Raw genomic sequence first — 23,164 nt, 5'->3', positions numbered from 1 at the left:
ACAAATTATTTTATTGAAACTCGAACTCCTTTAGAATGACTTGTAAACTCTGGTGCATACATACTTTGTATAGTAGTTATACCGTTACTAAAATCACCTTTGTTATTTACACGAACATCATATTCAAAAACATAAACTCCTTTAGGTAAACGATCAAAGAAAAAGTGTGTTGCTGCATCTTTGGTACTTTCATAGTAACCTAAACCATCTTGCCATTTGTATTTTGATAATACATTAACAGGTTCAAAAGCCGCAGCTCTCATGTCTTTCATATGAATGAATTCCATATCTCTATCAACTTTCAATTCAACTCTCACGGTAACCAAATCGCCAATTTCTAAATTAGTTTCCGATAGTTTTTTTAATTCTTTACCTGTGTCGGAATTTACCTTTTTAAATAATTTTTTAGTGATTTGTAAAGGCGTTTTAGCATGTGTAATTTTATCTAAATCTTCAAAATATTGCCAGTATAATCCACCCCAAGCTATACCTTTATTGTTTTTAGTTAAAGTTACTTTTGCTTTATCTGGAGTAACTTCTTTTCCGTTCCAAGAGGTTTTAAAGTAACCTGTTCCAGCTTCTATTTTTGTGTTTTCAAGTTGAGTTGGATCGATAATTTTATTTCCAACAGTAACAGTTACTAACTCGTCTGAAGCTAGCCAATTTGTACCTTGTAAAAGTAACGCATAAATTGCTTCTGAGGTTGCTTTAGTCGTTTTCCAACGATTTACTTGTTTATTTTTGAGTAACCAAACTTTTAAGTTATCAATAATTTTGGTGTCGTTTTTAATTTCAGCAAAAACTTCAATTAATAAGGCTTGAGTTTCTACAGGTGCCTGATGCCAATACCAACCTGCTTTATTCTCTTTCCAATACATTCCTAATTCTTCTGAAGTAATACTATTTTCTTCTAAAGATTTTAAAATTAAGTTGGCAGATTTTTTATTACCATTTCTAAATTGAATTAAAGCATTTAAACCTTTTCCATATAAGTTAAAATCATTCCAATATTTTGCGGCTTGTTTAGTGTAATAATCAATAGCTTTTTTTGTTTTCTTTGTAGTTTTATGATCTTCAAAGAAACTTTTCATGTATAAATACTGAAGTTCGAAATAGCCAATATGTTGTTTAGCTAAAAATTCATCATACGCTTTTTTATTTTCAGAAGCCTGTATACGTTTTGCTCTTTTCAAAAGTAAATCATACCTGTATTCAATATGTTGATCTAAAAATTGAATAGCACTTACGATCATGTTTTCAGAAATTTCATTTTCACTTATTACACCAAGTTTTTGTAAATGACCAAATCCTGTTAAAATGTGATTTGTAATGTTCGGACTAGCATAGTTTGATCCTTTAAACCAAGGAAAACCACCACTTTCCATTTGCATGAGTTGCAATTTGTTAATTGCATTACTTTGCTCATTTTGCATTTTATTTAAATCGAAAAGTAAGGCAATACGTTTCTTTTGTTCATTTTCCGATTGTGCATCGCGTAACCATGGTGTTTCTTGAATGATTAGTGATTTTAATTCTTGATTTTTCTCAAGATTACTGATTAAAGTCTCACTATTTTTCCATTGATTGAATACATTCTGAATTTTAGGATTACTGTTGGCAATAAAACCAGCTAATGTGTTAGCGTAATAACGAGAGAAAGTTTGTTCTGCACATTCATGCGGATATTCCATTAAATAAGGAAGTGCCTGAACAGCTTCCCAAGCAGGATTAGAAGTAACCTCTAAACTTAGTTGATGATGCTTTAAAGTTGTAGAGCTAGTATTTTTCAATTTATCTAAAGTAAATGTTTTAGTTTGGTTTTCTCTCACCCACATTGGAAGAGTTTCTGTAACCAACATTCGGTTAGAAAGTACAGGAAGTACATTTTGTTCTCCGTCACTAAATTGGCCTGCTTGTGCCACAATTTTATATTCAACAGCTTGAATTGTTTCAGGAATAACTAGGTTCCAAGATACATTTGTGTTTCCATTAGCATCTACAGAAAAACTTTTTTGTACTTGTTTGTTTTGTAAATCAGTATCAATAGCTTTTCCTGTAATAGCATCGGTTAAAATTAATTGACTTACACCTTGAAGTGTTTTATCGGTTAGATTACTAATTTTTGCGCTAATTGTAATTTGATCTTTTTCACGTAAAAAACGAGGCGCATTTGGTACAAACATTAATTCTTTTTGAGTTACTGTTTCTAAAACTTCGGTAGAAGAGTGTAACGCTTTTGTATGTGCAAGTAACTGTAATTTCCATTTGGTTAATGCTTCTGGCATTGTAAATGTAAAGGAAACATCTCCGTTTTTGTCAGTTAACAGTTTTGGATAGAAAAAAGCAGTTTCTTGTAAGTTTTTACGTGCTTTTATTGTCTTCAAATCTTTCTTTAGAGAAGTATTTGTGCTATCACCTAAACGGTCATAATAACTTTCTTCTAAAACATCATCTGATCTTTCTTCATATTTTTTGACTGAATTAGCAGGAGCTGCTACTTTAGCCATAAGCTTTTTTGTTTGAGATCTAGTATCACCATATGCTGTAATAACAACTTCATCTAAAGCAGCTGTATCTTCACTCATCATAACATCCAGCTTAGAAAAGTTTTTTACAGGAACTTCTATGGTTTTATAACCAATAGTACTAAATACCAATTGATCATTTTTCTTTACTTTTATTGAGAACTTTCCTTCAAAATCGGTGTATGTACCGTTAGAAGATTTTTTCACTATAATAGAAACACCTGGTAAAGGTCCGTTTTCATCACGAATCACACCTGAAACAGTTCCTGTAAAACTTCCTGATGTTTTAACTTGTTCAGGACGTTTTAAGGATCTTAAATAATTTCTATTAACCCATTTACTATTATTAAAACTAAAACCAAACCAGTTGAATTTACTATGTTTTAAAATAGGATAATTGTTTCCAAATGAATTTCCATTCAGGTTTTTAAAAATGAAATTATTAGTTCCAAATCCTTTTGAATTACTTGAAATAGAACCATAATATCTAGGTTTATCAATAGGGTAAAAATCCCATTCGTGATCTACAAATTGATCTAAAGAAGCATCGTACATTCCTGCTAATAATTCGGCTGTTACTTTTTCTTTTTTAGCTCCTTTTATCGTGAAAGACCAAGTCTCTTTTTGTCCAGGTTGTAATTTATCTCTAAAGGTTTTCGTAATAATTTCTAAATCTGTATTCGGATAAGGTACATCAATTATTTGTCCTCCTTGTTTAAAATCGTTGTAATTCACTAGATGATAATGAACACCAAATCCTCCTAAATCTTCTTTTGTAATAGGTATTTCAATGGTTTTACTGTTTTTATCTAGATGTATATAGTGAGAAGCAATTACTTCATGTTTTTTTTCTACAAACAACATCACAGTAAGATCATTAGAGTTTGTACTTACCGTTATTTTAGCCGTTTCATCAGGTTTATATGATTTTTTATCGGTTCTGAAGGTAAATAATTGATTATCTACAGGAACTTTATCTCGGTCTGAAAACACAGTGAAATAACTTTTATCACTCACGGTTTGTCCGAACTTATCTTTTGAAGATAATTCTATAATATAACTTCCAGAAGTCCATTTTTTAATTTTCCTAAGTGAGACTTCTTTAGATTTTTCAGTATTAAATTTTTCATTGAAAACTAAATCTCCTTTTTTCCAATATTTGCGATTATTTTCGTCTTTATATGGATCATGAGGAAACTTTTCTTCAAATTCTTGTTGAGAAATAGTTTGGTAATCAGGACTCATCCAAGGTCTTTTTCTTAAAGGATATTTAGGAGCTTGTAATTTATAGATTTTTATATTTCCAGTAGTAGGAACAAACTCATCATTTAAATTTTTAGTATCAATTTTAAAAGAATGTTTCTTGTCATTTTTATTCAGTTTATCATCAATTTCTATAGTTGCTATTAAACTATGATACCCAACTTTTACTATCGTAGTTTTACTTCTAGTTTCTCCGTTAAGATCGGTAACATCTGCTGTAATTTCATAATTGAAAATAGGTAATTGATCTTTAGCCACATTTTCGTCTGGTAGTGCTTTAAAAATAATTTCAAACTCTCCTTTATCATTAGTAGTTACTTCACCATTTTTTATTTCTTGTGATTCAGAACGGTTAAAAGAAGGACGATACCAGTAATACCAATGAGGGAATTGCACTTTTCTATGAACACGATAAGTAACTTTTGCGTCAGTAATATTAGTTCCAGCATAAGATTTCGCAAAGCCAACAACTTTAATACTATCATATAGTTTAAAAGAAGAAGTAATAGGTTTAAAATCAGTTTCGAATTTAGGGCGTTTGTATTCTTCGACCGAAATGTACTCATAATTTCTTCTTCCGTTTATGGTTGTAACGATTTCAAAACTTCCTGTTAATCCGGAGTTTGGAAGTATAAATTCTCCTGATGCAGAACCAAATTCATTTGTTTTTAGTTTTAATGTTTGCAACGTAACGCTATTCACATCTTTAATTGCTATTTCAATATTCTGATTTGCAATTACTGTTGATTTATTTTTTAGCTTTTCTAGAGAAATACTTTTAAAAAATACAGTTTGCCCTGGCCTGTAAATACTTCTGTCTGTGAATAAAAAAGTTTCTGTTTGTGCTGTGGATTCATGAAAATCGTTGTATTGTCTTCTTAAGTATAAATTATGTATGGATACCACATCATCTTTATATGTAATTTTTGCAGTAACATTTCCATAATAATCTTTTGGATTATATTGTATTTCTCCATTTGTATCGGTCTCAAATGAAACATTAATACTTTTTCCATTCCATCTTTTTTTATTGCTGAAGTTTACTAAAGCTTTTTCAACGGGTTTACCAGTATTTCTGTTAACGACTTGATAAATCATTGTCCCAGTTTGAGTTCTTGTTATTAAAGTTAAATCGGTAACTTGAAAAGAAGTAAATCCATAGATAGTTTTATCATTTAGTTCTTTATTGATTGAAGCAACTAATAAATAAGTTCCTTTTTTCTGCTTAGGAATAATAATTTCATTGGTATGGTTTTGATAGTCAAACTCATTAGGTAGTTTTTGAGACCAATGATTAACTTTTTTTAATCCGCGAATAAGGTTTATTTGCTTTTTGTAAGTGTATGTTGATTGAATTTCGTCTACTTGATCTATATCTATTTTGTAAACCGTAAAATGAAGTTGATCTATGTTTTTATAATTGACTAAAACTCTAGAAAATGTTTCTGACGGAATATATTCTTCTGCTGTAACTTGAATACTTTTTTTGTTGATATTCGTTTTTAAAATTTCACTTTTACTAGCTGCAAAGCTTTTTGGGAATTTTTTAATAATGCTATTACAAATTTTTAAAGCCTCATTGTTTTTAAAACGATGTTGTTTATTTTTCTCTTTTTCATATGTGTAGGTATTGGCTTTATTGTGATACAATTTTGCGATTTTAAAAGCATATAATCCAGAAGCTTCATGTGTGTTGTATTTCTTTTCAGAATTCAGTAAAGTATTTAAAAATAATTGATCTTTATCTGAAAATACCGCTTTTGTTTTTACAAAGTTTAGACGTAATAAATCGACATCAACTAATGCATGTACATTTTGTTTTTTTAAATGAAAGGCGATTAAATTTTGATAAATTTTTAGTGCGTTGAATTGTAGAGACAATGCATCTTTACTTTCTAATTTTAAAGAAGTAAAATTTTCAGCTTCCGAAATTAGTTTTTCATCTGATATTTTGAATTGATACGCAGGTTTGGTAATTCTTGTTTCATCAGATTCATAGAAGTTCAAAGAATTATGAGCAAGGAAATCATATAGCGTAGGTCGATATTTTTCAGAACTTTCTTCTATAGATAATAAAGAATGAAACTCTTGAATAGTTGTATTTTGTAGTTCGCTTTTTGGAGCTAAAGAATTTTGAAATTGTAAGTGAATTTCAGCAAATAAAGTTTCTAAATCCCAAGTTCTAAAGTCTAATTTATCTACTTTTTCATCTGTTTTAGTTCTTTGGTAAAATTTCCATCTATTATTTTGAAAATATTGCCAATACATGTTGGCAAGAATATTTTGTAATATACTTTTGGTTGGAGTTTTACTTTGATTTATATGCGCTTTAAATTGAGAAATAATTTTTAGTTGTGCGTCTTCTTCAAGCGTCAAAGAGAATTTACTTTTATATAAAAGTGCCTTTACAGTTTGAGGAGCGTTTTTCGCCTTTTTTGCTTTTTCGTATATTTTTTCAACTATTTTTAAAGCTGATTTAGGCTGATTAAATAGCTCGAAATGATGCACTTCTTCCCATAACTTTTCAAAGTTATTCTGTGCAGATAATAAAGTAGAGAAAAACGTTAGCATTAGTATTGCAATCGATTTATTTTTCATGGTATGATTTTTAATACTTTTTTACAAAGTACTCAGATAGGTTCAATATACTAAAGTTTAAATAAGTAAACTAGTTAGATATTTAAGTTAAACTATCTTTTTACTTAGTATATGATATTAAATCAATTGCTATACCAATTTTTGAAATTATTAGAAGATTTATAGAATTTTCTTTACAATAAATTCACACCTTCTATTAATTTCATGTTGTTCTTCTGTACAAGATTCTTCCGTTTTACATTTAATAAGAGGTTGTGTTTCACCATAACCAATTGCAGTGATTCTATCAGGTTCAATACCACTCTCTAAGAAATACATGCGAACTGAAGTTGCTCTCTTTTGTGATAGTTCTAAATTATAACGGTTATTACCTCGAATATCTGAATGTGTTCCTACCTCAACAATCATGTCAGGATATTTTTTCATTAGATTTATAACTTTGTCAATTGCTTTTTTGCTATCACGTCTCAAATACCATAATTTATAATCAAAGCTGATTTCGTCTGTTTTGATAACAATCTTATCTTTTTGCTTTTCTATATCTTTTTCTTTTTCAACAATTTCTTTACGTTTTTTATCTTTTGCAAACTTTAATTTTTCAGCATTCCTTAATTTTAGTTCTTCTTCTTTCTTAAGTTTTAAAGCAAGCGCTTCTCTTTTTTCTTTCTCTATAATTGCTAAAGATTTTAAAGTCATAGAAGCATCGTTGTCTTTATTTCTAACTTTTTTGAGAACTATTGTTCTTTGATTGGATTTGTATCCAATTTTCGAAGCTTTTACAGTGTAAGTAGTTTGGCAGTTAACTTTGAACTTGAATTTTTCACTGTTAGACGTGTTTGTCTTCGTGATTTCTTTTTGGTTTTTATCTACCAAAATCAATTGTACATCATTAAGAATTACACCAGAATCTTCATCAGTAATTAATCCGGAGATAAATTGAGAACAAGGTTCGATTTTTAATGGCTTTTGTTCTGTGATTCTATAAATGTCATCGCTTCCTTTTCCACCTTTTCTATTGGAAGCAAAAAAACCTTCTTTTGTCTTGGAATTGATATTGAATGAAAAATCATCATAACCAGAATTTACAGGAAATCCGACATTATCTGGTTTCGATATTTTACCATCTGAAATAGAGCAAACAAATACATCTAAAGATCCAAAACCTGGATGTCCGTTAGAAGAAAAATAGAGTTTATTATCTTCACTAATGAATGGAAATTGTTCTTTCTTGGGAGTATTTATTGTTTCTCCTAAATTTTGAGGTTTTCCAAAACTTCCATCGTAATCAATGGTTACAGCATACAAATCAAATCCACCAAATCCTCCAGGCATGTCAGAAGCAAAATATAAAGTTTTTTCGTCAGGACTTAATGCTGGGTGTTCGGTAGAGTAGGTGTTAGAGTTAAAAGAAAGTGATGAAATATTTTTCCATTCATTATCAATAAGCTCTGCTTTATACAGTTGTACGTGTGTTATTTTTTTATCGTCTGTATTCCTTTTTCCTTTTATTTCACTGTTTCTGGTGAAATAGGCTGTTTTACCATCTTTGGTGAAAATGATATTAGATTCATGAAGTTTCGAATTAATTTTTTCAGAGAAAGGTTTCGAAATACTATCTCCTAAATACATTTGGTTCGTATTTACTTGGTAAATATCTAAATAATGCTGACCATTCCAACCGAAACGTTTTCCATAAATTTCTTTCCTTGGAGCAGCAAATATGATAGAATCACCTTTTTGAATTGCTCCAAATTCAGAATCAGGAGTATTGATTCCTAAGTTATCTATAGTAAAACGATTTCCTAAAGCTTCAATATTTTCTAGATATTCAATTTCTTTTTGAAGTTGAGTATATTTAGATTCGTCTTTTGTTTTATAATAATTCAGTAAAACATTGTTCGCTTTTTTGTATTCGCCTAATGCTTTTAATGAATTTGAAAATCTGTAATAGTAGATTTCTTCGACATACTTTCTGTAGTTTTTTAGTAAATAACGATAATTTACAGTTGCCTTTTCCATATTATATGTGTAGTAGTAAGCATCTGCTAGGTTTTTTATCGCATCAAAACTCTCTCTTTCTTTTAAGGCTTTTTCATACAACGGAATTGCTTCTGAATAGAAAGTTCTTTCAAAATATTTGTGTGCTCTTTTAAGTGATTGACTTTGAGAAAAGCAAATAAAAACTGAACTGAATAGTAGTAAAAAACTTATTTTCTTCATAGTAATCTTTTAAAAGAATCTTGGTGATTTATCGTATCCTTTCTTTAAACCTAGTGTGTCGAAGTCAAATAATAACATGAATTCGTGAGTTCCAGAGTTAAAGTTTCCTAAATTGTTTGTGGTGTAATCAAACGCATATCCCATTCGCAAAGAATCAAAAAGTCGGAAGTTAAACATTAGACTTACTGCATCATTAACTCTGTAAGCTAGGCCTGCTTCAATTTTGTCGTTATATAAAACATTTACTGCTGTGTCTAATACTATAGGAGAACCTTTTACAACTTTAGTCATAAATGACGGTTTTAATTTGACTAGATCGGAAAGTTGAAAAACGTAACCACCATTAACAAACAAATGAATTTCTTCACCACCAATACTATTTAATCCATTATTCTCTTCAAAATGTTCTCCTTTTACTAAGTTAGGAATAGCAGCTCCAATGTAATATTTATCAGTAAAATAGAATAAACCAGCACCAAAGTTGACAAAAGTTTTATTTTGATTTTCAAAAGCTAAATCAGTAGGGATGAAACCAGAACTTATGTTTTCATCAGGAAACCTGAAGTTGTTGAAGTTTGTATTAAAACTAGTAAAACCAGCTTTTAAACCAAATGATAATTTATGACCCTCAGCAATATTTATCATGTAAGCAAAGTCTGCATAAAAGTTGTTTTCTTTTAAAACTCCATCACCAATGTCGTCTGTGACTACAGATATACCAGCTTCTATATTATTACTTAAAGGAGCATGTACAAAAAAGTTATAAGTTTTAGGTGTACCAACAGCTGAAGTCCATTGTCTTCTGTGCATTACTCCAAAATTTATAACACCCAAATCGTTGGTAACATATGCAGGGTTAACAATATTTTGGTTGTACATATATTGTGTGTATTGTGGATCTTGTTGAGAAAAGAGATCAATAACAGCACAAATACAAATGAGATATATTAGTTTTTTCATCAGCTATTTTTATTTACTCAAGTAAATTCTACCTTGTTTAGGCTTTAGATTATCTTTATTGTAGTTAAGTATATAAAAGTAAACACCACTTGTAACTTCTGATCTAGAGGTATTTTGACCATCCCATTTTGGGTTGTCGATGTTTCCTTTAAATAATGATTGACCATATCGATTAAAAATTTCTAATTCATAATCTGGATAGAAAAATTCGATAAACGGAATATAAAATTCATCGTTAGTTCCATCATTGTTAGGAGAAAAACCATCAGGAATAAAGAAATCATAATCTTCAGGATTACAATCAGATAAATCTATAGTTATAGGAGTTCTCATACTTTCACAGCTCGTAGTTGGATCTACATAAGCAGCGTAGTATGTAATGTCTTGTTCAATAAGTTCGTTTTCACTCAATTCAGTACCGGCTTCGTTACTATCGTACCATAGTAAATCATAACCAGTTACACTGGTAAAGTCTACACTAATGTCTGCTAAAGTTAAATTATCCAATTTACAGCGTTGGGTATCTCCATTAAACTCTGGTGTTGGAGGAGAAATAACAGTTGCGATAAACTCTAAGCGTTCATGATGCTCACAGTCATCTATTTTTGAAACTGCAAAATAACTTTCATTATTTTCTATGATTGTTGTTGGGTCTAGTACAGCTCCACCTGTATTAGCATCATACCAAATAATTGTACCTGTTGTTGTAGTTGCATCAAAATCTGCTAAAGTAGCATTATCTAACCCGCAGAAAGTAGGGGTTCTATTTGTAGAGCTAACCATTTCAGTTGAAATTATTTTAATTGTGACTACTGAACGATCTGAACTCTCACAACTGTTTTCTGGATCATTAGCAGTAACAAAATATGTTTTATCATTTTCTAGAGTTGTATTTATATTTAGTGGGGTTGTTGAACTCGAGCTTTCATACCACGTTAAATTTTCTCCTTGATCAACAACAATGTCATTTAAGGTAGGTTGATTAGGGAAAAAACTAGATAAGCAAAATGATTGATTCTCTGATAAAATAGGTGCGTCTGGAATACCGTTTATAGAAAATGATTCTGTGAGTTGAAATTCAAATTCTGTTCTACAAGGATCTGTATCGTTTTGTATACTTTTCAATAATACGTTATAATTTCCTTGCGCTAATCCTGAAATATCTACATTGAAATTAGCGTTTCCACCAGAGAAAACAATAGTGTTTTCAATAAGTTTTGTAGCACTATTTAATTCTGTCACTTCGTAAGTGATTGTATATTCTCCGCTACTTAAAGTTGGTGCATCGACAAGAATTTTCATGTCAGTAGCATTACAGGCGTTATCTAATTGTAAGTCGAGTGTAATGTCTTCAGGAACTCTTTTTATGGTAAAGCTTTCTTCAACACAATTTAAACCAATTGCTGTGGGTGAAGTAATATCTATGGTATATTCACCAATTTGCTTAGGGAAAGATGAAAAGTCTAAAGGAAAAGTTGCTTTTCCATCGGAAAATAAAACTCTTAAATCATTAACTGCAATAACATCAGAGTTAACTGTGTTAGAAACTACGTAACTAATCGTGTGTTCACTATTAGATAACATTCCATTATTATTTGTTAATTCAGATATTTCAATGTCGATAATATCAGTATCAAAACAAATATCTTCAACATTTACTTTAGCATTAAATATGATAAAGTCAGCCTCTTCAACAGTATAAGAGTCACAAATAATATTTCTAATATCTCTTATAGCTTTTGTTCTTATGGTATAACTACCTGATGATAATATCGAAGCATTAATTTCAAAAGTATATTGAGTTAAAGTTCTAATTCCTAGGTCAACATCGAATTCAGAGAAATTTATGTTTGGTTCTGTTCCTGTGTAAACTACTAATCCTGTATTTTTATCTACTATTTCATATTCTAGATTATAGATCATTTGAGCCTCCACTGTACCTTCATGTGTGATTGTAATTGTAGTATTTTCAAAATCACATAATTTTTCAACAGAAAATTTACCTGCAACTTCAGGAATAAAAATATTAACAGTACTAGATTCAGTTGAACATACTCCATGTATTGGGAAAACTGTGTAGGTAAAAGAATATAGACCAGATCCAAAATCGTTGTAAATTTGTTCAACATCTATAATGTGATCAGTTAAAGATGTTATTTGACCTGTACTATTGTTATCTGACCAAATTCCATCACTATCATTACCTGATAAATAATCAAACAAGTTTAAATTACTGTAACCACTTAAATCATCTGTATCACAAATTACAAGTTCTGAAGCTATCCCTGAATCAGAAGCTCTATGTACTTCTAAAACAATAGTAGCTGTTCTTGAAGGACAAGAGTCTACAGCATCTACAGTGTACGTTAAAGTATGCGTACCAAGGCCAGCAACAGTAGCGTTAAATAAATTGCCATTTAATGCACTAGGAGGTGTACTAGATCCAGGACCAACTCTCCAAGTACCATTAATATCAGAGCTTAAACTTACTAAGTCGTTATCTAAAAAAGAGAATAAATCTACAGCAGTGTCATCTTCACAAGCGTTTGCACCACCATCAATATTATCTTCACCAGGATATCCGCCTAAAAATACAGTAACAGTTGCATTTTCTCCACAACTATCATTGGTATATATAAATTTATGTTCACCAAAACGATTAATACTCCAAAGATTTAGTGTACCCGTATTTTCGTTTAAAGCAAATCTGTTTACAGGGTTTTCGCTGGCCCATTTTCCACCAGTACTTGGTGATCCGTTTAATTGACTGAAAAGGTCAAAACGCTGATAATTAGTGTCTAGTTCTTTATCGCAAATAGTTACAGAAGCATCGCTTCCTGCACATTGTGAATAAGAAAAGAACACATTAAATAACGTTATAACAAGTAAGTACGATAAAGTATTTAGTTTGATTTTCATTTTTACAAAAGCAATAGCTATGGTCGACAAAGCTACTATAAATTTTACAGAGTGCAATTATTTAACATTTTACGGTTTAGTTTGACTATTTTAGCGAATCATTATAAAAGGCCTAATGAGAATACATTTTATAGCAATAGGAGGTAGTGCTATGCATAATTTAGCTATAGCTTTACATCAAAAAGGATATCAAATAACAGGAAGTGACGATACTATACATGATCCCTCTAAATCTAGATTAGAGAAAAAAGGTTTATTACCTGAAAGTTTTGGATGGTTTCCTGAAAAGATAACTAATGAACTTGATGCAGTTATTTTAGGTATGCACGCTAAGATTGATAATCCTGAGTTAATTAAAGCTCAAGATTTAGGTCTGAAAATTTATTCTTATCCTGAGTTTTTATACGAACAGTCGAAACATAAGACTCGTGTTGTAATAGGAGGTTCACATGGGAAAACTACAATAACTTCAATGATTTTACATGTGTTGAATTATCATGAAAAAGAAGTAGATTACATGGTGGGTGCACAATTGGAAGGTTTTGATACTATGGTGCATTTAACTGAGGAAAATGATTTTATTGTATTAGAAGGAGATGAATATTTGAGCTCACCTATCGATAGAAGACCTAAGTTTCATTTATATCAACCAAATATTGCTTTATTAAGTGGGGTTGCGTGGGATCATATTAATGTGTTTCCAACTTTTGAAAATTATATTGAACAGTTTCAGGTTTTTACGGATTCATTGGTTAATGGAGGAATCATGGTTTATAATGAAGAAGATGAAACCGTAAAACGTATAGTTGAAAATTCTACAAATTCTATAAAAAAATATCCATACAATTTACCTGAATATTTTATAGAGGATGGCGTTACTTATTTAAAAACTACAGAAGGAGATTTACCTTTAGAAGTGTTTGGGGATCATAATTTACAGAACATAGCTGGAGCTAAATGGATTTGTCAGCATATGGGAATAGATGAAGAAGATTTCTATGAAGCTATTATGTCATTTAAAGGAGCTAGTAAGCGATTAGAAAAAATTGCTGAGCGTAATTCTTCCGTAATTTTCAAAGATTTTGCACATTCACCTTCAAAAGTAAAGGCGACGACAACAGCAGTAAAAGATCAATTTAAAAATAAAAAGCTTATTGCATGTTTAGAACTACATACTTACAGTAGTTTGAATGCTGATTTTTTATCAGAATATAAAGATACCTTAGATAAGGCTGACGAAGCTGTTGTTTTTTATTCTCCTCATGCTGTAAAAATAAAACAGCTGGAAGAAGTTACAGAAAAACAAATTACCGATGCTTTTAAAAGAGATGATTTGGTTGTGTATACAAATCCAATTCAGTTTAAAGATTATTTATTAAAAAAAGAATTGAAGGACTCAGTTTTACTTTTAATGAGCTCTGGTAATTATGGAGGATTAAATTTTGATGACATTAAAAATTTATTGGAAAGTTAAATTTATTTACCTTTTATAATCCTATTTATTAACCAAGTAGCGTGACCTTTCTTGTAGAAAGTCTCTAAAATAATCTTTAATCTTTTTTTATAAAACAACTTTCTTGTAGTTTGTTTGTGAAGTCGTTTTTTTAGTTTTTTGTCATCAAGTAGTTGGATGAATTTATCAAGATACTTTTGAGAGTTTTTGTCAGATGAAAATTTTACAGATTTACTATTGAGCGTTTTATTTGTGATACTTAAGAAGTTGTTTAGAGGTGTTCTAATTTTATCATTTAATGATCCAATAGATTCAGTGCTATTTACTTCTTGACATATTAAAAAGACATCATAAGCATTTCTTAAACTAATAGAATTGTAATACTGCATATCATCGTTTATTTGAAAAGCTATGATTGATAATTTTAATTGATCTTCAAAACTAAGAAAGTTTAAATTTTCAATCTTTTTTATTTCTTTTTCTATTGTATCGTAATTAAAAAAATGAATATACTTTTCTGTAGTCATTTCTTTGTGTATTTCAATTCTAGAAATTTTATTTTCATTTACTAGGGGAGCTAAATGTCTGAGGAATTTTGGGTAGTTTTTATATTTAGTTTTATACGAGTTATTTAAAAGTGTATCGTAAGCTTCCAAAAACTGATCTAGGGAAAACAAAACATCAATATCTCCAACCATTCTTTCTGCAATATCGTCATAAAGTCCTTCAAGTAAATTTCCTGTTCCTTTTAAAAATATAGGCGTGATATTATGAGAAAGTAATAATTCATTAATTTCTTTAGCTTGCTCAATTATCTGTGTGTTACGCTCTCGATTTAAGTCAGTTATATGTTTCATATATTCGACTAAATCATTAGGTAAATATTTTAAAAAATCAGCTTTTTTCAGATTACAATACAAAGCAGGGAAAACATAATGTTCTGTGCTTAGCCTAACCACGTTATCCCAGTCAACAGTGTTGTTTTTTAATTGTTTTTCGACAATATGTTTATTATGCTCTTCATGATTAATAGTTAAACATTTTCCCACAAAAAATAATGTTTCTTTATACGTCATCATTAAGTATATTTTTAATAGTTTTTACCATTTTTTTATTGTCGGAATAGGTTAAACGATAACACGTTGTATTAGAAAACCATTTTAAAAATATTTTTACATTTTTAGGTTTGTTAGAAATCCAAGAATCTGGAATTAATTGTTGAAAAGCTTCTATTTTTGAGATAGGATTAAAATCTAATCCACTATCTTTTTCATATTTAATAAAAATAAGATGATTGCAAGGGGAGTTATAGTTAGTTTTATTTGTTTTAGGAGGTAAAAAACGAACAATTTTGTTAAGTGTTTTAAAGTGAAATTCTGCAGAATTTTCTAGTTCAGGATACATAGGAAGTAAGGTTTCTAAACTATTTTTCTTTATTGAAATTGCAGAAGGAAACGTGTAAATATTTTGTTTTTCAATGTCCATAGGAACAAAATCATCTGCTAAACAAGTTAATCCATTTGCCTGTAAAATAGCTAAAGAAGTACTTTTTCCATTTCCAGAATCACCTAATAATAATAAAGATTTATTTTGATTCCCTAATCCAGAAGCATGAAAAATACCCATCCATTCATCTTCAGGTTTATTGTGTATGTATTGCACAATATACATTGAAAACTTTCCTTGAAAATAATGAATGTCTTTTCTGTGCCACGAGCCTATAAAATCACCATTAATTAGTAAGTAAGTGATGTTGTTTTGTGTAAAGGATTGAAAATGATGATCAAAGTTTTGTGTTTGATCTATTTCTAAATGAGAAAACTTAGGGTGAACTAAATATTCTTCAAAATCTGAAAGAAAATCTACTCTAAAAGTGATGTCGTTTATTTTATAAAATTTTGAAATTTGAAAAGGAGGAACCTTAAAATTATGATCGATTTCGGTTTTTTTGAAGTTATTTTTAGTATTGGGTTCATAAATATCTGTGTATACTTTTTTAGTGAAATCTAAAGCATCATCAAAAGAGACTTTAAGTTCTTTTTCTAACTCTTTACTAATTTCTTCAATTGAAATTCCGTCATTTATATTGAAGATAATTTCCGCTACTTTATTTTCTAGAACCGTGTATTGATTGGTTTCAGCAAACCAAACAATAGATTTATCTTCTATATCTTCTCTAAGTAATGTAGTTTTTATTCCCATTTTGGTAAAAATAAAAAAACCTCAAAGAAAACTCCTTGAGGTTTTAAATTATTTAGTGAGACCCATTAAAATCCTTCACCAGGAGCTTCAGGAGAAGCAGCTTGAGCCTTTTTTGGATTTAAAATTAAGTAGGTTCCTAAGGCAGTTAATGCAGTATACTTACTGTAATTTCCTAATTTTTTAAGAGCTTCTTTTCTAGAAATCTCTTCTTTATTTTGTTTATTATTTTTCATATTGAGATAGAAAATAAATTAGTAGACTAGTTTTCTAAAATGATCTTTTTGGTAATGTTACCTGACTCAGTATTTAACTTAACGATATAAATACCGTTTGCTAGAGTAGATAAGTTAACTTTTGAATTACCTGATACAATTTTAGTTTCAACCAATTCCTCTCCTAAAAGAGAGAAAACTTGTAGATTAGCGTTCGTTTGTAAGCCGTTAATGTTTAGTTCTTTATTAGCTGAACTATAAATGCTAATATTTTGAATGCCATTGTCAAACTCTTCATTATTTAATCTAGAAGCAGTGGTATGAACATAAAATTGCCCCATTCCATTTGCAGCTTCTTGTAAAGTGACTACATGATTGTTTTCAGAAAGATTTATAAAAAGATTATTTTTTCTATCTTCTAAATATACATCAATACCAGTTGGTAAATTAGATTCAAGCACTGAAAATGTAATCTTTTTACCAGCTTCAGCAGTTAAACCTACAGGTATTACCATGGTGTCGTAATTTTGATTAGGTAGGGTTTGTATTGCTAATTTTCTGCCATCATTATTATTTAGTAATTCTGTATAAACTGCAAAATTATTTTCTACACCTCCAAAAATTCTTGAATCAAAACCATTGTCAAAGCCTTTAGTTTTACCATCAATATAAAATACCTTAGTAGAACTTTTTTTATTGTCACTTTCAGTAAATAATTCAAAAGATGATTTTGGAGATTGACGTAAGAACGTATTTGTATTGTTGTGTGTTAACATAGCAGGATTTATTGCTACATCAGCTGTGATTCCAGCTTTGATAAAGAATCCTTGTGTAGGCGCTATCTTAATAGGATCAGCCATGTTTTTAGTTATGTATTCTGTTCCGTTCCATAACCATATAGTTTGTTCTGCTAATACTGGTGTGTTAGATATGTTAGTTAAAAATAAATCAGAATCTAAATATCCAGTGTAGCGATTACCAACTAAGTTAAAATCATTTCTACTTCCTGTACTAACAGAAATAGCATCAGCAGAAGTATACATGTTTCCTTTAAATACTAAAGGCGAAGTATTTAATTTTACAGAAATACCTATTCCACTCGCTATTGAACCGGTAGAAGAGTTACTTTGGTATTGCCATGGAGTTGTTAAATTGTCATTATCATATAAACCAATTCCAATATTACTTCCAGTACCAGTTGCAAAATCATTATTGCTAATTAAACTCTCAATTGTTTCACTTTCTATTGGAGAAGCAACTAAATGCCATTCACTACTAACATTTCTATTATAGATAATCTCACCATTAACAAATGAATTAAATAAAAGAGATGCTCCAGATTCAAAAGTGATACTATTGGTAAAAATAAAGCTGGCAGCAGTAGGGTAGTTAGAAACTGTGTTTGGGATTAAAACATCACTTGTGAAAGCTGGTGAAATTGAGTTAGACCAGTTTGTTGCTGTCGTCCAATTATTATCAGTAGCACCACTCCAAATAGCACCGCTTGCTCTACCAGGAGAACCTCCATCACGAACACTAGCTTGCCAATTAGTACTAGTTGTTGAGCTATTTGAAGAAGGGTTAATGATTTCGTAAGTAGTACCATTACCATCTGTAGAGCTTTCATCGCCATCATCGTATGTTACTACATCTACTGTAGCACCTGCAGTATTTTTAAGTGTAATAGTTGCAGAACTATTGGTTAGTTTATTAGTATTATTTGTGTCTTTTACGTCTTCATTATTTACACCTAAGTTATTGAAGTCAGGAATAAATGGACTGTCTGCGTTGAATACTCCATCACCACCACTACCAACAGCAATTACGATATAGTTATTAGCGTTAAGAGTATGACTAGGAAATGTGAATACATTTCCATTGTATTCTAATGTCCAGTTTGTAATATCAATATTTTGACTGTCAGAGTTGTATAATTCTATCCATTCGTCATCTGTTCCTGGAGTTGGAGAATTGTACATTATTTCTGAAATAACTATTTCTGGTAAATCATCGTCGTTAATAGTTATAGTATGTTGAGAAATTGAAATATCAGCAGTACCTGAAGTAATAGCGATGTTTAATACGATAGTTTCGTTATCTGCATCTGTATCATCATTAATATCTAAAGAAATATTTTTTGTTTCATTTCCTGTAAATGTTAATGAACTAGTATTTAGAGAAAAATCACCTGATTCTGCAGTTGAACTAGCATCAGTAGTAACACTGATAGTTACATCAGCAGTATAATTAGATAATGAAACAGGTACAGAGATGTTAAATGTAGCGTCAGTTTCATTTGCAGTGCTTGAGTTTATCAAGAACCCTAAAGAAGGAGTAGTTGAAAAAGAAAAAGCAGTAGTGTCAAAAGTTTGCGCAGTTCCAGAGGTAGCCCATTTCGAACTATCATAAATCAATCCAAGAAATTGCGTTTCGCTTTGTCCAGATCTAGTATCATTGTAAATACCATTATCTCCACCGAAATAAACAGCATTAACACCGATTGTTAAACCAGATCCAGTTAGTGAGCCAGAGTCTCCTGAGTCTTCTCCAGCAAACCCTATTACAGTTGGCGTTCCATCATATAAATTATTAGAAGTTTGATAAATAAAAACTCCATCTCCACTGTTACCTAATGCAAAGCTACCAGCTCTAGTAGTAAGAGTTCCTTCGCTAGCCACATTATCATTAAAGCTAAGTGTAACAACAGTTCCTTTAGTTAATGATGGTGTAGTCCATTCGTGGAAGCCTTCACCAGTTCTAAATTTGTCTGTATCCCATTCATCGTCTGTAATGAAAACTGATTCATTTGCAGGAATATCTTTAAGCGCGACTAATAGTACATCTTCGTTGTCTACACTTACCCCAATTATGGCAATATCTCCAGCAGATAAACTCTGAGCATTTGAAAAGTAATAATTGCTGAAAATAATAATTGTAAAAAATACTTTTAAAAAGTAATTGTTCTTCATTTTTACGTTTTTATGTTTTTGGGCAGGCAAAATACGAAAAACAAATACTTAAAATATAGTGTGTTATAAGAATTTACGTAATGTTAACATTGTGTTAAATGATATTTGAGAGGGTAGCTAATTTATTCGATACCTAATTCACTTCTCCAAGTTAGATCTTTGTTTTTGTTTTTATTCCAGTAGTCAACTTTGATGGTTTTGATTTTTTTTGCAGTTGTAGTTAAAAGCTTCTTGTTTTTTCCGTAACCGCTTTCATGAGATTCTGACCAGCCTAAAATTTTAAAAGGAAAAGAGTTTTCAAAGGTAATTTCTAATGTTCTTTTTAGTTTAGGATATGTAACTTGATAAATTATTGAGTTTTCTAATTGCGTTAATTTTATGTTGGCAGTATAACTCTTAAATTTCTGATGTTTAGAGTTAAGAAAAAAGAAAGACGGAATTATTTTGTGTTCTCCAGTTGGAAGTAGTTTTGGATTTAGTCGAATTAAAGACCACAAATCATCTTCTAAAAGAGTTTTCTCAATTTTTTTATTTCTAAATGAAGCTCCTTCAAAATACGAGTTGAAATTTATTGTATAATCGTTTTCAGTATTCTTCATTTCAACATATGTCATACCGCACCATTCTTGAATTGAAGAACTTATTTTTAATGAAGAGTTGTCATTTTCAAAAGGAAAGAATGTACTATTCATCATAGAATATGGATAAATTCCAGTATTAAATTTTTTATTCATATTTAATTTTAGGACTGGAATGTTACTGTTGTTTGGGTAATCTGCTTTAGTGTTAGAAGTTTTAGAGAAAGGCTCTGTAACAAAAATTAAGGTCGCTATTCCTTTATGGTTTTCACCATATCTAGCTTGAGAAAGTTCATAACTAGAAATTTCAGCATTACCGTCGTACCAATATTTCTTTGTTTGTTTAGAAACAACTCTTTTTTTATTGATGTTAAATGGTAAAGAGTTTGTGTTATTTCTGTTGTAATAAATGTAAGAGCTTATAAAAAAAGTTAAAAGTATTAACCCTAAAAGTATAATCGTTTTTTTCATGGTTATTATTTTAAATAAAAAACCCAAGTTAATTAACTTGGGTTTTTACATATATTTATTCTTCGTCTATCTCAGTTCGAGTTTCTTCTGGTTTTTCACCTTTTTCAATTTTAATGGTTAAGCGTTTTGTTTCATCACTTAAGTCCATAAAAATCGAATCTCCTTCGTCTAGTTTAGAATTTACAATCTCTTCGGCAAGTGCATCTTCAATGTACTTTTGTATCGCTCTTTTTAAAGGTCTAGCACCATATTGCTTATCAAATCCTTTATTAGCTATATAATCTTTAGCTTTTTCAGAAAGATTTAAGTGATAACCTAATTCAGAAATACGAGATAATAATTTCTTTAACTCAATATCAATAATTTTGTGAATATCTTCACGTTCAAGAGAATTAAATACAATTACATCATCGATACGATTTAGGAATTCTGGAGCAAAAGATTTTTTAAGTGCACCTTCTATAATACTCTTAGCATGCTCATCTTCTTGATCCTTTTTCGATTGAGTTCCAAAACCAACACCACCACCAAAATCTTTTAACTTTCTAACACCAATGTTAGAAGTCATAATAATGATTGTATTTCTAAAGTCGATTTTTCTACCTAAACTGTCAGTAATATGTCCATCATCTAAAATTTGTAAAAGCATGTTGAACACATCTGGATGTGCTTTTTCAATTTCATCTAACAGAACTACAGAATAAGGTTTACGTCTAACTTTTTCTGTAAGTTGTCCACCTTCTTCATACCCTACATATCCTGGAGGTGCTCCAATTAATCTAGAAATAGCAAACTTTTCCATGTATTCACTCATGTCTATTCTGATTAAAGATTCATCAGAATCAAAAAGTTCTTTAGCTAAAACTTTTGCTAATTGAGTTTTACCAACTCCTGTAGAACCAAGGAAAATGAAAGATCCAATAGGTTTGTTAGGGTCTTTTAAACCAACTCTATTTCGCTGAATTGCTTTAACAACTTTGGTAACCGCTACTTCTTGACCAATTACTTTTCCTTGAATTAAAGATGGTAATTCAGCCAAACGATTACTTTCAGCTTCAGCAACTCTGTTTACAGGAATTCCTGTCATCATAGAAACAACTTCAGCAACATTATCTTCGGTTACAGTTTCTCTATGTAACTTAGAATCTTCTTCCCATTGTTGTTGAGCAGAATCTAAAGCAGCTTCGATATTTTTTTCGTCATCTCTTAATTTTGCAGCTTCCTCGTATTTTTGTCCACTAACAGCTTTAGTTTTACGTTGTCTAATCTCTTCAAGTTTAGCTTCTAATTCTAAGATTTGTTGAGGAACAACAATATTTGTGATATGAATACGAGATCCAGCTTCATCTAAAGCATCTATAGCTTTATCTGGTAAGAAGCGATCTGTCATGTATCTATTCGTTAATTTTACACAAGCTTCAATAGCTTCATCTGTAAATTCAACATTATGATGTACTTCATATTTTCCTTTGATGTTATGAAGAATTTGAACAGTTTCTTCTACGGTAGTAGGATCAACCATTACTTTTTGAAAACGACGCTCTAAAGCTCCATCTTTTTCAATGTTGGTTCTGTATTCATCTAGCGTAGTTGCACCAATACATTGAATTTCTCCACGTGCTAAAGCAGGTTTAAGCATGTTAGATGCATCTAAAGAACCTGTTGCGCCTCCAGCTCCAACAATCGTATGAATTTCATCAATAAAAAGAATAATATCATCATTCTTCTCAAGCTCATTCATTAAAGCTTTCATTCGTTCTTCAAATTGTCCTCTATATTTTGTTCCTGCAACAAGGCTTGCTAAATCTAAAGAAACAATTCTTTTATCAAATAAAATACGAGACACTTTTCTGTTAACGATTCGTAACGCTAAACCTTCAGCTATTGCAGATTTACCAACTCCTGGTTCTCCAATTAGCATTGGGTTATTTTTCTTACGTCTACTCAAAATTTGAGATACACGTTCAATTTCTTTCAATCGTCCAACAACAGGATCTAATTTCCCGTTTTCAGCTAATGCAGTTAAGTCTCTACCGAAATTATCTAAAACAGGAGTTTTAGATTTCTTGCTAGTTTTACCTCTTGGATTTTGTTGTTGTCCATATGGTTCAGACTTATCATCTGCAAATTCATCTCCTGGAGTTTCTGCAATTGGGTTAATTGGTAAATCTCCATCATCATGTAAACCTTTATATAAAGCTTTTGCTTGATCGTAATCAACATCATATTTCTGAAGTAACTTCGTAGTTGGGTCATTTTCATTACGCAAAATACATAATAACAAATGTGCGGTGTCTATCGCGTTACTTTGGTATAATTTAGCTTCTAAAAAAGTAGTTTTAATAGCTTTTTCAGCTTGTCTAGTCAAGTGTAAATTATTCTTTTGATTAAGCTCTTTAGCAGAAACAGGATTTAATTTTTCCAATTTGTTGCGAACTAAATCTAAATCAATATCAAAAGTCGATAATATATCTATAGCTTTTCCGTCTCCTTTTCTAATAAGTCCAAGTAAAAGATGTTCAGTGCCTATGAAATCATGGCCAAGTCGTAAAGCTTCTTCTTTACTAAAAGTGATAACATCTCTAACTCCTGGTGAAAAATTTTCGTCCATAAATTAATTTCTTTTGTTGTAAAGTTAGTAAGAATTTTTGTAGAAAAATTACAAAAACGATGCCAGTAAAAAAAATTGACAAAAAGGCAGTTTATTGTAAATGAAATTATCTTCTTAAAATTCTTTTTAATTGTTAATAAATATAATGAAAATAAAATAAGAAAAGTTGGCAAGTTTTAGTTA

The 23,164-nt window shown here is 30.3% G+C and carries 11 protein-coding genes; 1 reads left to right on the top strand and 10 read right to left on the bottom strand.

Translation table 11 applies throughout. The features are described from left to right. Positions 1 to 5: 5 nt before the first annotated feature. The 4 genes from AQ1685_RS14765 to AQ1685_RS14750 form a co-directional block, all read right to left on the bottom strand. Positions 6 to 6,386: an alpha-2-macroglobulin family protein gene (locus tag AQ1685_RS14765; protein WP_231970203.1), complete on the bottom strand. Its 6,381-nt coding sequence runs from the start codon at positions 6,384 to 6,386 to the stop codon at positions 6 to 8. A gap of 159 nt (positions 6,387 to 6,545) precedes the next feature. After that, entirely contained in the window at positions 6,546 to 8,606 is a 2,061-nt protein-coding gene (locus AQ1685_RS14760; RefSeq protein ID WP_095073393.1) for an OmpA family protein, read from the bottom strand. 9 nt (positions 8,607 to 8,615) lie between these two features. Further along, positions 8,616 to 9,566, bottom strand: coding sequence for a PorP/SprF family type IX secretion system membrane protein (locus AQ1685_RS14755; RefSeq protein ID WP_095073391.1), 951 nt, complete (start codon positions 9,564 to 9,566; stop codon positions 8,616 to 8,618). A gap of 9 nt (positions 9,567 to 9,575) precedes the next feature. Then, positions 9,576 to 12,485, bottom strand: coding sequence for a gliding motility-associated C-terminal domain-containing protein (locus AQ1685_RS14750; protein WP_095073389.1), 2,910 nt, complete (start codon positions 12,483 to 12,485; stop codon positions 9,576 to 9,578). Between the two features lie 115 nt (positions 12,486 to 12,600). Here AQ1685_RS14750 and AQ1685_RS14745 point away from each other — a divergent pair, with 115 nt between their 5' ends. Beyond that, complete coding sequence (locus AQ1685_RS14745; protein ID WP_095073387.1) at positions 12,601 to 13,959, top strand: UDP-N-acetylmuramate--L-alanine ligase; 1,359 nt, start codon at positions 12,601 to 12,603, stop codon at positions 13,957 to 13,959. 2 nt (positions 13,960 to 13,961) lie between these two features. On the opposite strand, the gene AQ1685_RS14740 is transcribed toward AQ1685_RS14745, so the two are convergent. The 6 genes from AQ1685_RS14740 to AQ1685_RS14720 all read right to left on the bottom strand — a co-directional run bounded on the left by AQ1685_RS14740 (position 13,962) and on the right by AQ1685_RS14720 (position 22,981). Continuing rightward, the gene (locus AQ1685_RS14740) at positions 13,962 to 15,017 is read right to left on the bottom strand and encodes a nucleotidyltransferase family protein (protein ID WP_231970202.1); all 1,056 of its coding nucleotides are present in this window, start codon (positions 15,015 to 15,017) and stop codon (positions 13,962 to 13,964) included. Then, the gene (locus tag AQ1685_RS14735) at positions 15,004 to 16,140 is read right to left on the bottom strand and encodes a hypothetical protein (RefSeq protein ID WP_095073384.1); all 1,137 of its coding nucleotides are present in this window, start codon (positions 16,138 to 16,140) and stop codon (positions 15,004 to 15,006) included. The genes AQ1685_RS14740 and AQ1685_RS14735 overlap by 14 nt, the downstream gene beginning before the upstream one ends. Before the next feature lie 65 nt (positions 16,141 to 16,205). Beyond that, a complete protein-coding gene (locus AQ1685_RS20395; RefSeq protein ID WP_173862364.1) occupies positions 16,206 to 16,373 on the bottom strand; it encodes a hypothetical protein in 168 nt (55 codons plus the stop codon). Positions 16,374 to 16,399: 26 nt separating this feature from the next. Continuing rightward, positions 16,400 to 19,321, bottom strand: coding sequence for a lamin tail domain-containing protein (locus AQ1685_RS14730; RefSeq protein ID WP_095073382.1), 2,922 nt, complete (start codon positions 19,319 to 19,321; stop codon positions 16,400 to 16,402). A gap of 122 nt (positions 19,322 to 19,443) precedes the next feature. After that, positions 19,444 to 20,370, bottom strand: coding sequence for a septum formation inhibitor Maf (locus tag AQ1685_RS14725; protein WP_095073380.1), 927 nt, complete (start codon positions 20,368 to 20,370; stop codon positions 19,444 to 19,446). A 55-nt stretch (positions 20,371 to 20,425) separates the two neighbouring features. Next, complete coding sequence (locus tag AQ1685_RS14720) at positions 20,426 to 22,981, bottom strand: ATP-dependent Clp protease ATP-binding subunit (protein ID WP_095073378.1); 2,556 nt, start codon at positions 22,979 to 22,981, stop codon at positions 20,426 to 20,428. Positions 22,982 to 23,164 lie beyond the last annotated feature (183 nt).

Source organism: Tenacibaculum jejuense, assembly GCF_900198195.1.
GTDB lineage: Bacteria > Bacteroidota > Bacteroidia > Flavobacteriales > Flavobacteriaceae > Polaribacter > Polaribacter jejuensis.
Note: the sequence above shows the minus strand (reverse complement) of the source record. Positions and strands in the feature narration are given on the sequence as shown.

What these genes read in the sequence shown, in the direction of transcription:
- AQ1685_RS14765 (WP_231970203.1), bottom strand. Translation starts at nt 6,386, where the DNA reads ATGAAAAATAAATCGATTGCAATACTAATGCTAACGTTTTTCTCTACT.
- AQ1685_RS14760 (WP_095073393.1), bottom strand. Translation starts at nt 8,606, where the DNA reads ATGAAGAAAATAAGTTTTTTACTACTATTCAGTTCAGTTTTTATTTGC.
- AQ1685_RS14755 (WP_095073391.1), bottom strand. Translation starts at nt 9,566, where the DNA reads ATGAAAAAACTAATATATCTCATTTGTATTTGTGCTGTTATTGATCTC.
- AQ1685_RS14750 (WP_095073389.1), bottom strand. Translation starts at nt 12,485, where the DNA reads ATGAAAATCAAACTAAATACTTTATCGTACTTACTTGTTATAACGTTA.
- AQ1685_RS14745 (WP_095073387.1), top strand. Translation starts at nt 12,601, where the DNA reads ATGAGAATACATTTTATAGCAATAGGAGGTAGTGCTATGCATAATTTA.
- AQ1685_RS14740 (WP_231970202.1), bottom strand. Translation starts at nt 15,017, where the DNA reads ATGATGACGTATAAAGAAACATTATTTTTTGTGGGAAAATGTTTAACT.
- AQ1685_RS14735 (WP_095073384.1), bottom strand. Translation starts at nt 16,140, where the DNA reads ATGGGAATAAAAACTACATTACTTAGAGAAGATATAGAAGATAAATCT.
- AQ1685_RS20395 (WP_173862364.1), bottom strand. Translation starts at nt 16,373, where the DNA reads ATGAAAAATAATAAACAAAATAAAGAAGAGATTTCTAGAAAAGAAGCT.
- AQ1685_RS14730 (WP_095073382.1), bottom strand. Translation starts at nt 19,321, where the DNA reads ATGAAGAACAATTACTTTTTAAAAGTATTTTTTACAATTATTATTTTC.
- AQ1685_RS14725 (WP_095073380.1), bottom strand. Translation starts at nt 20,370, where the DNA reads ATGAAAAAAACGATTATACTTTTAGGGTTAATACTTTTAACTTTTTTT.
- AQ1685_RS14720 (WP_095073378.1), bottom strand. Translation starts at nt 22,981, where the DNA reads ATGGACGAAAATTTTTCACCAGGAGTTAGAGATGTTATCACTTTTAGT.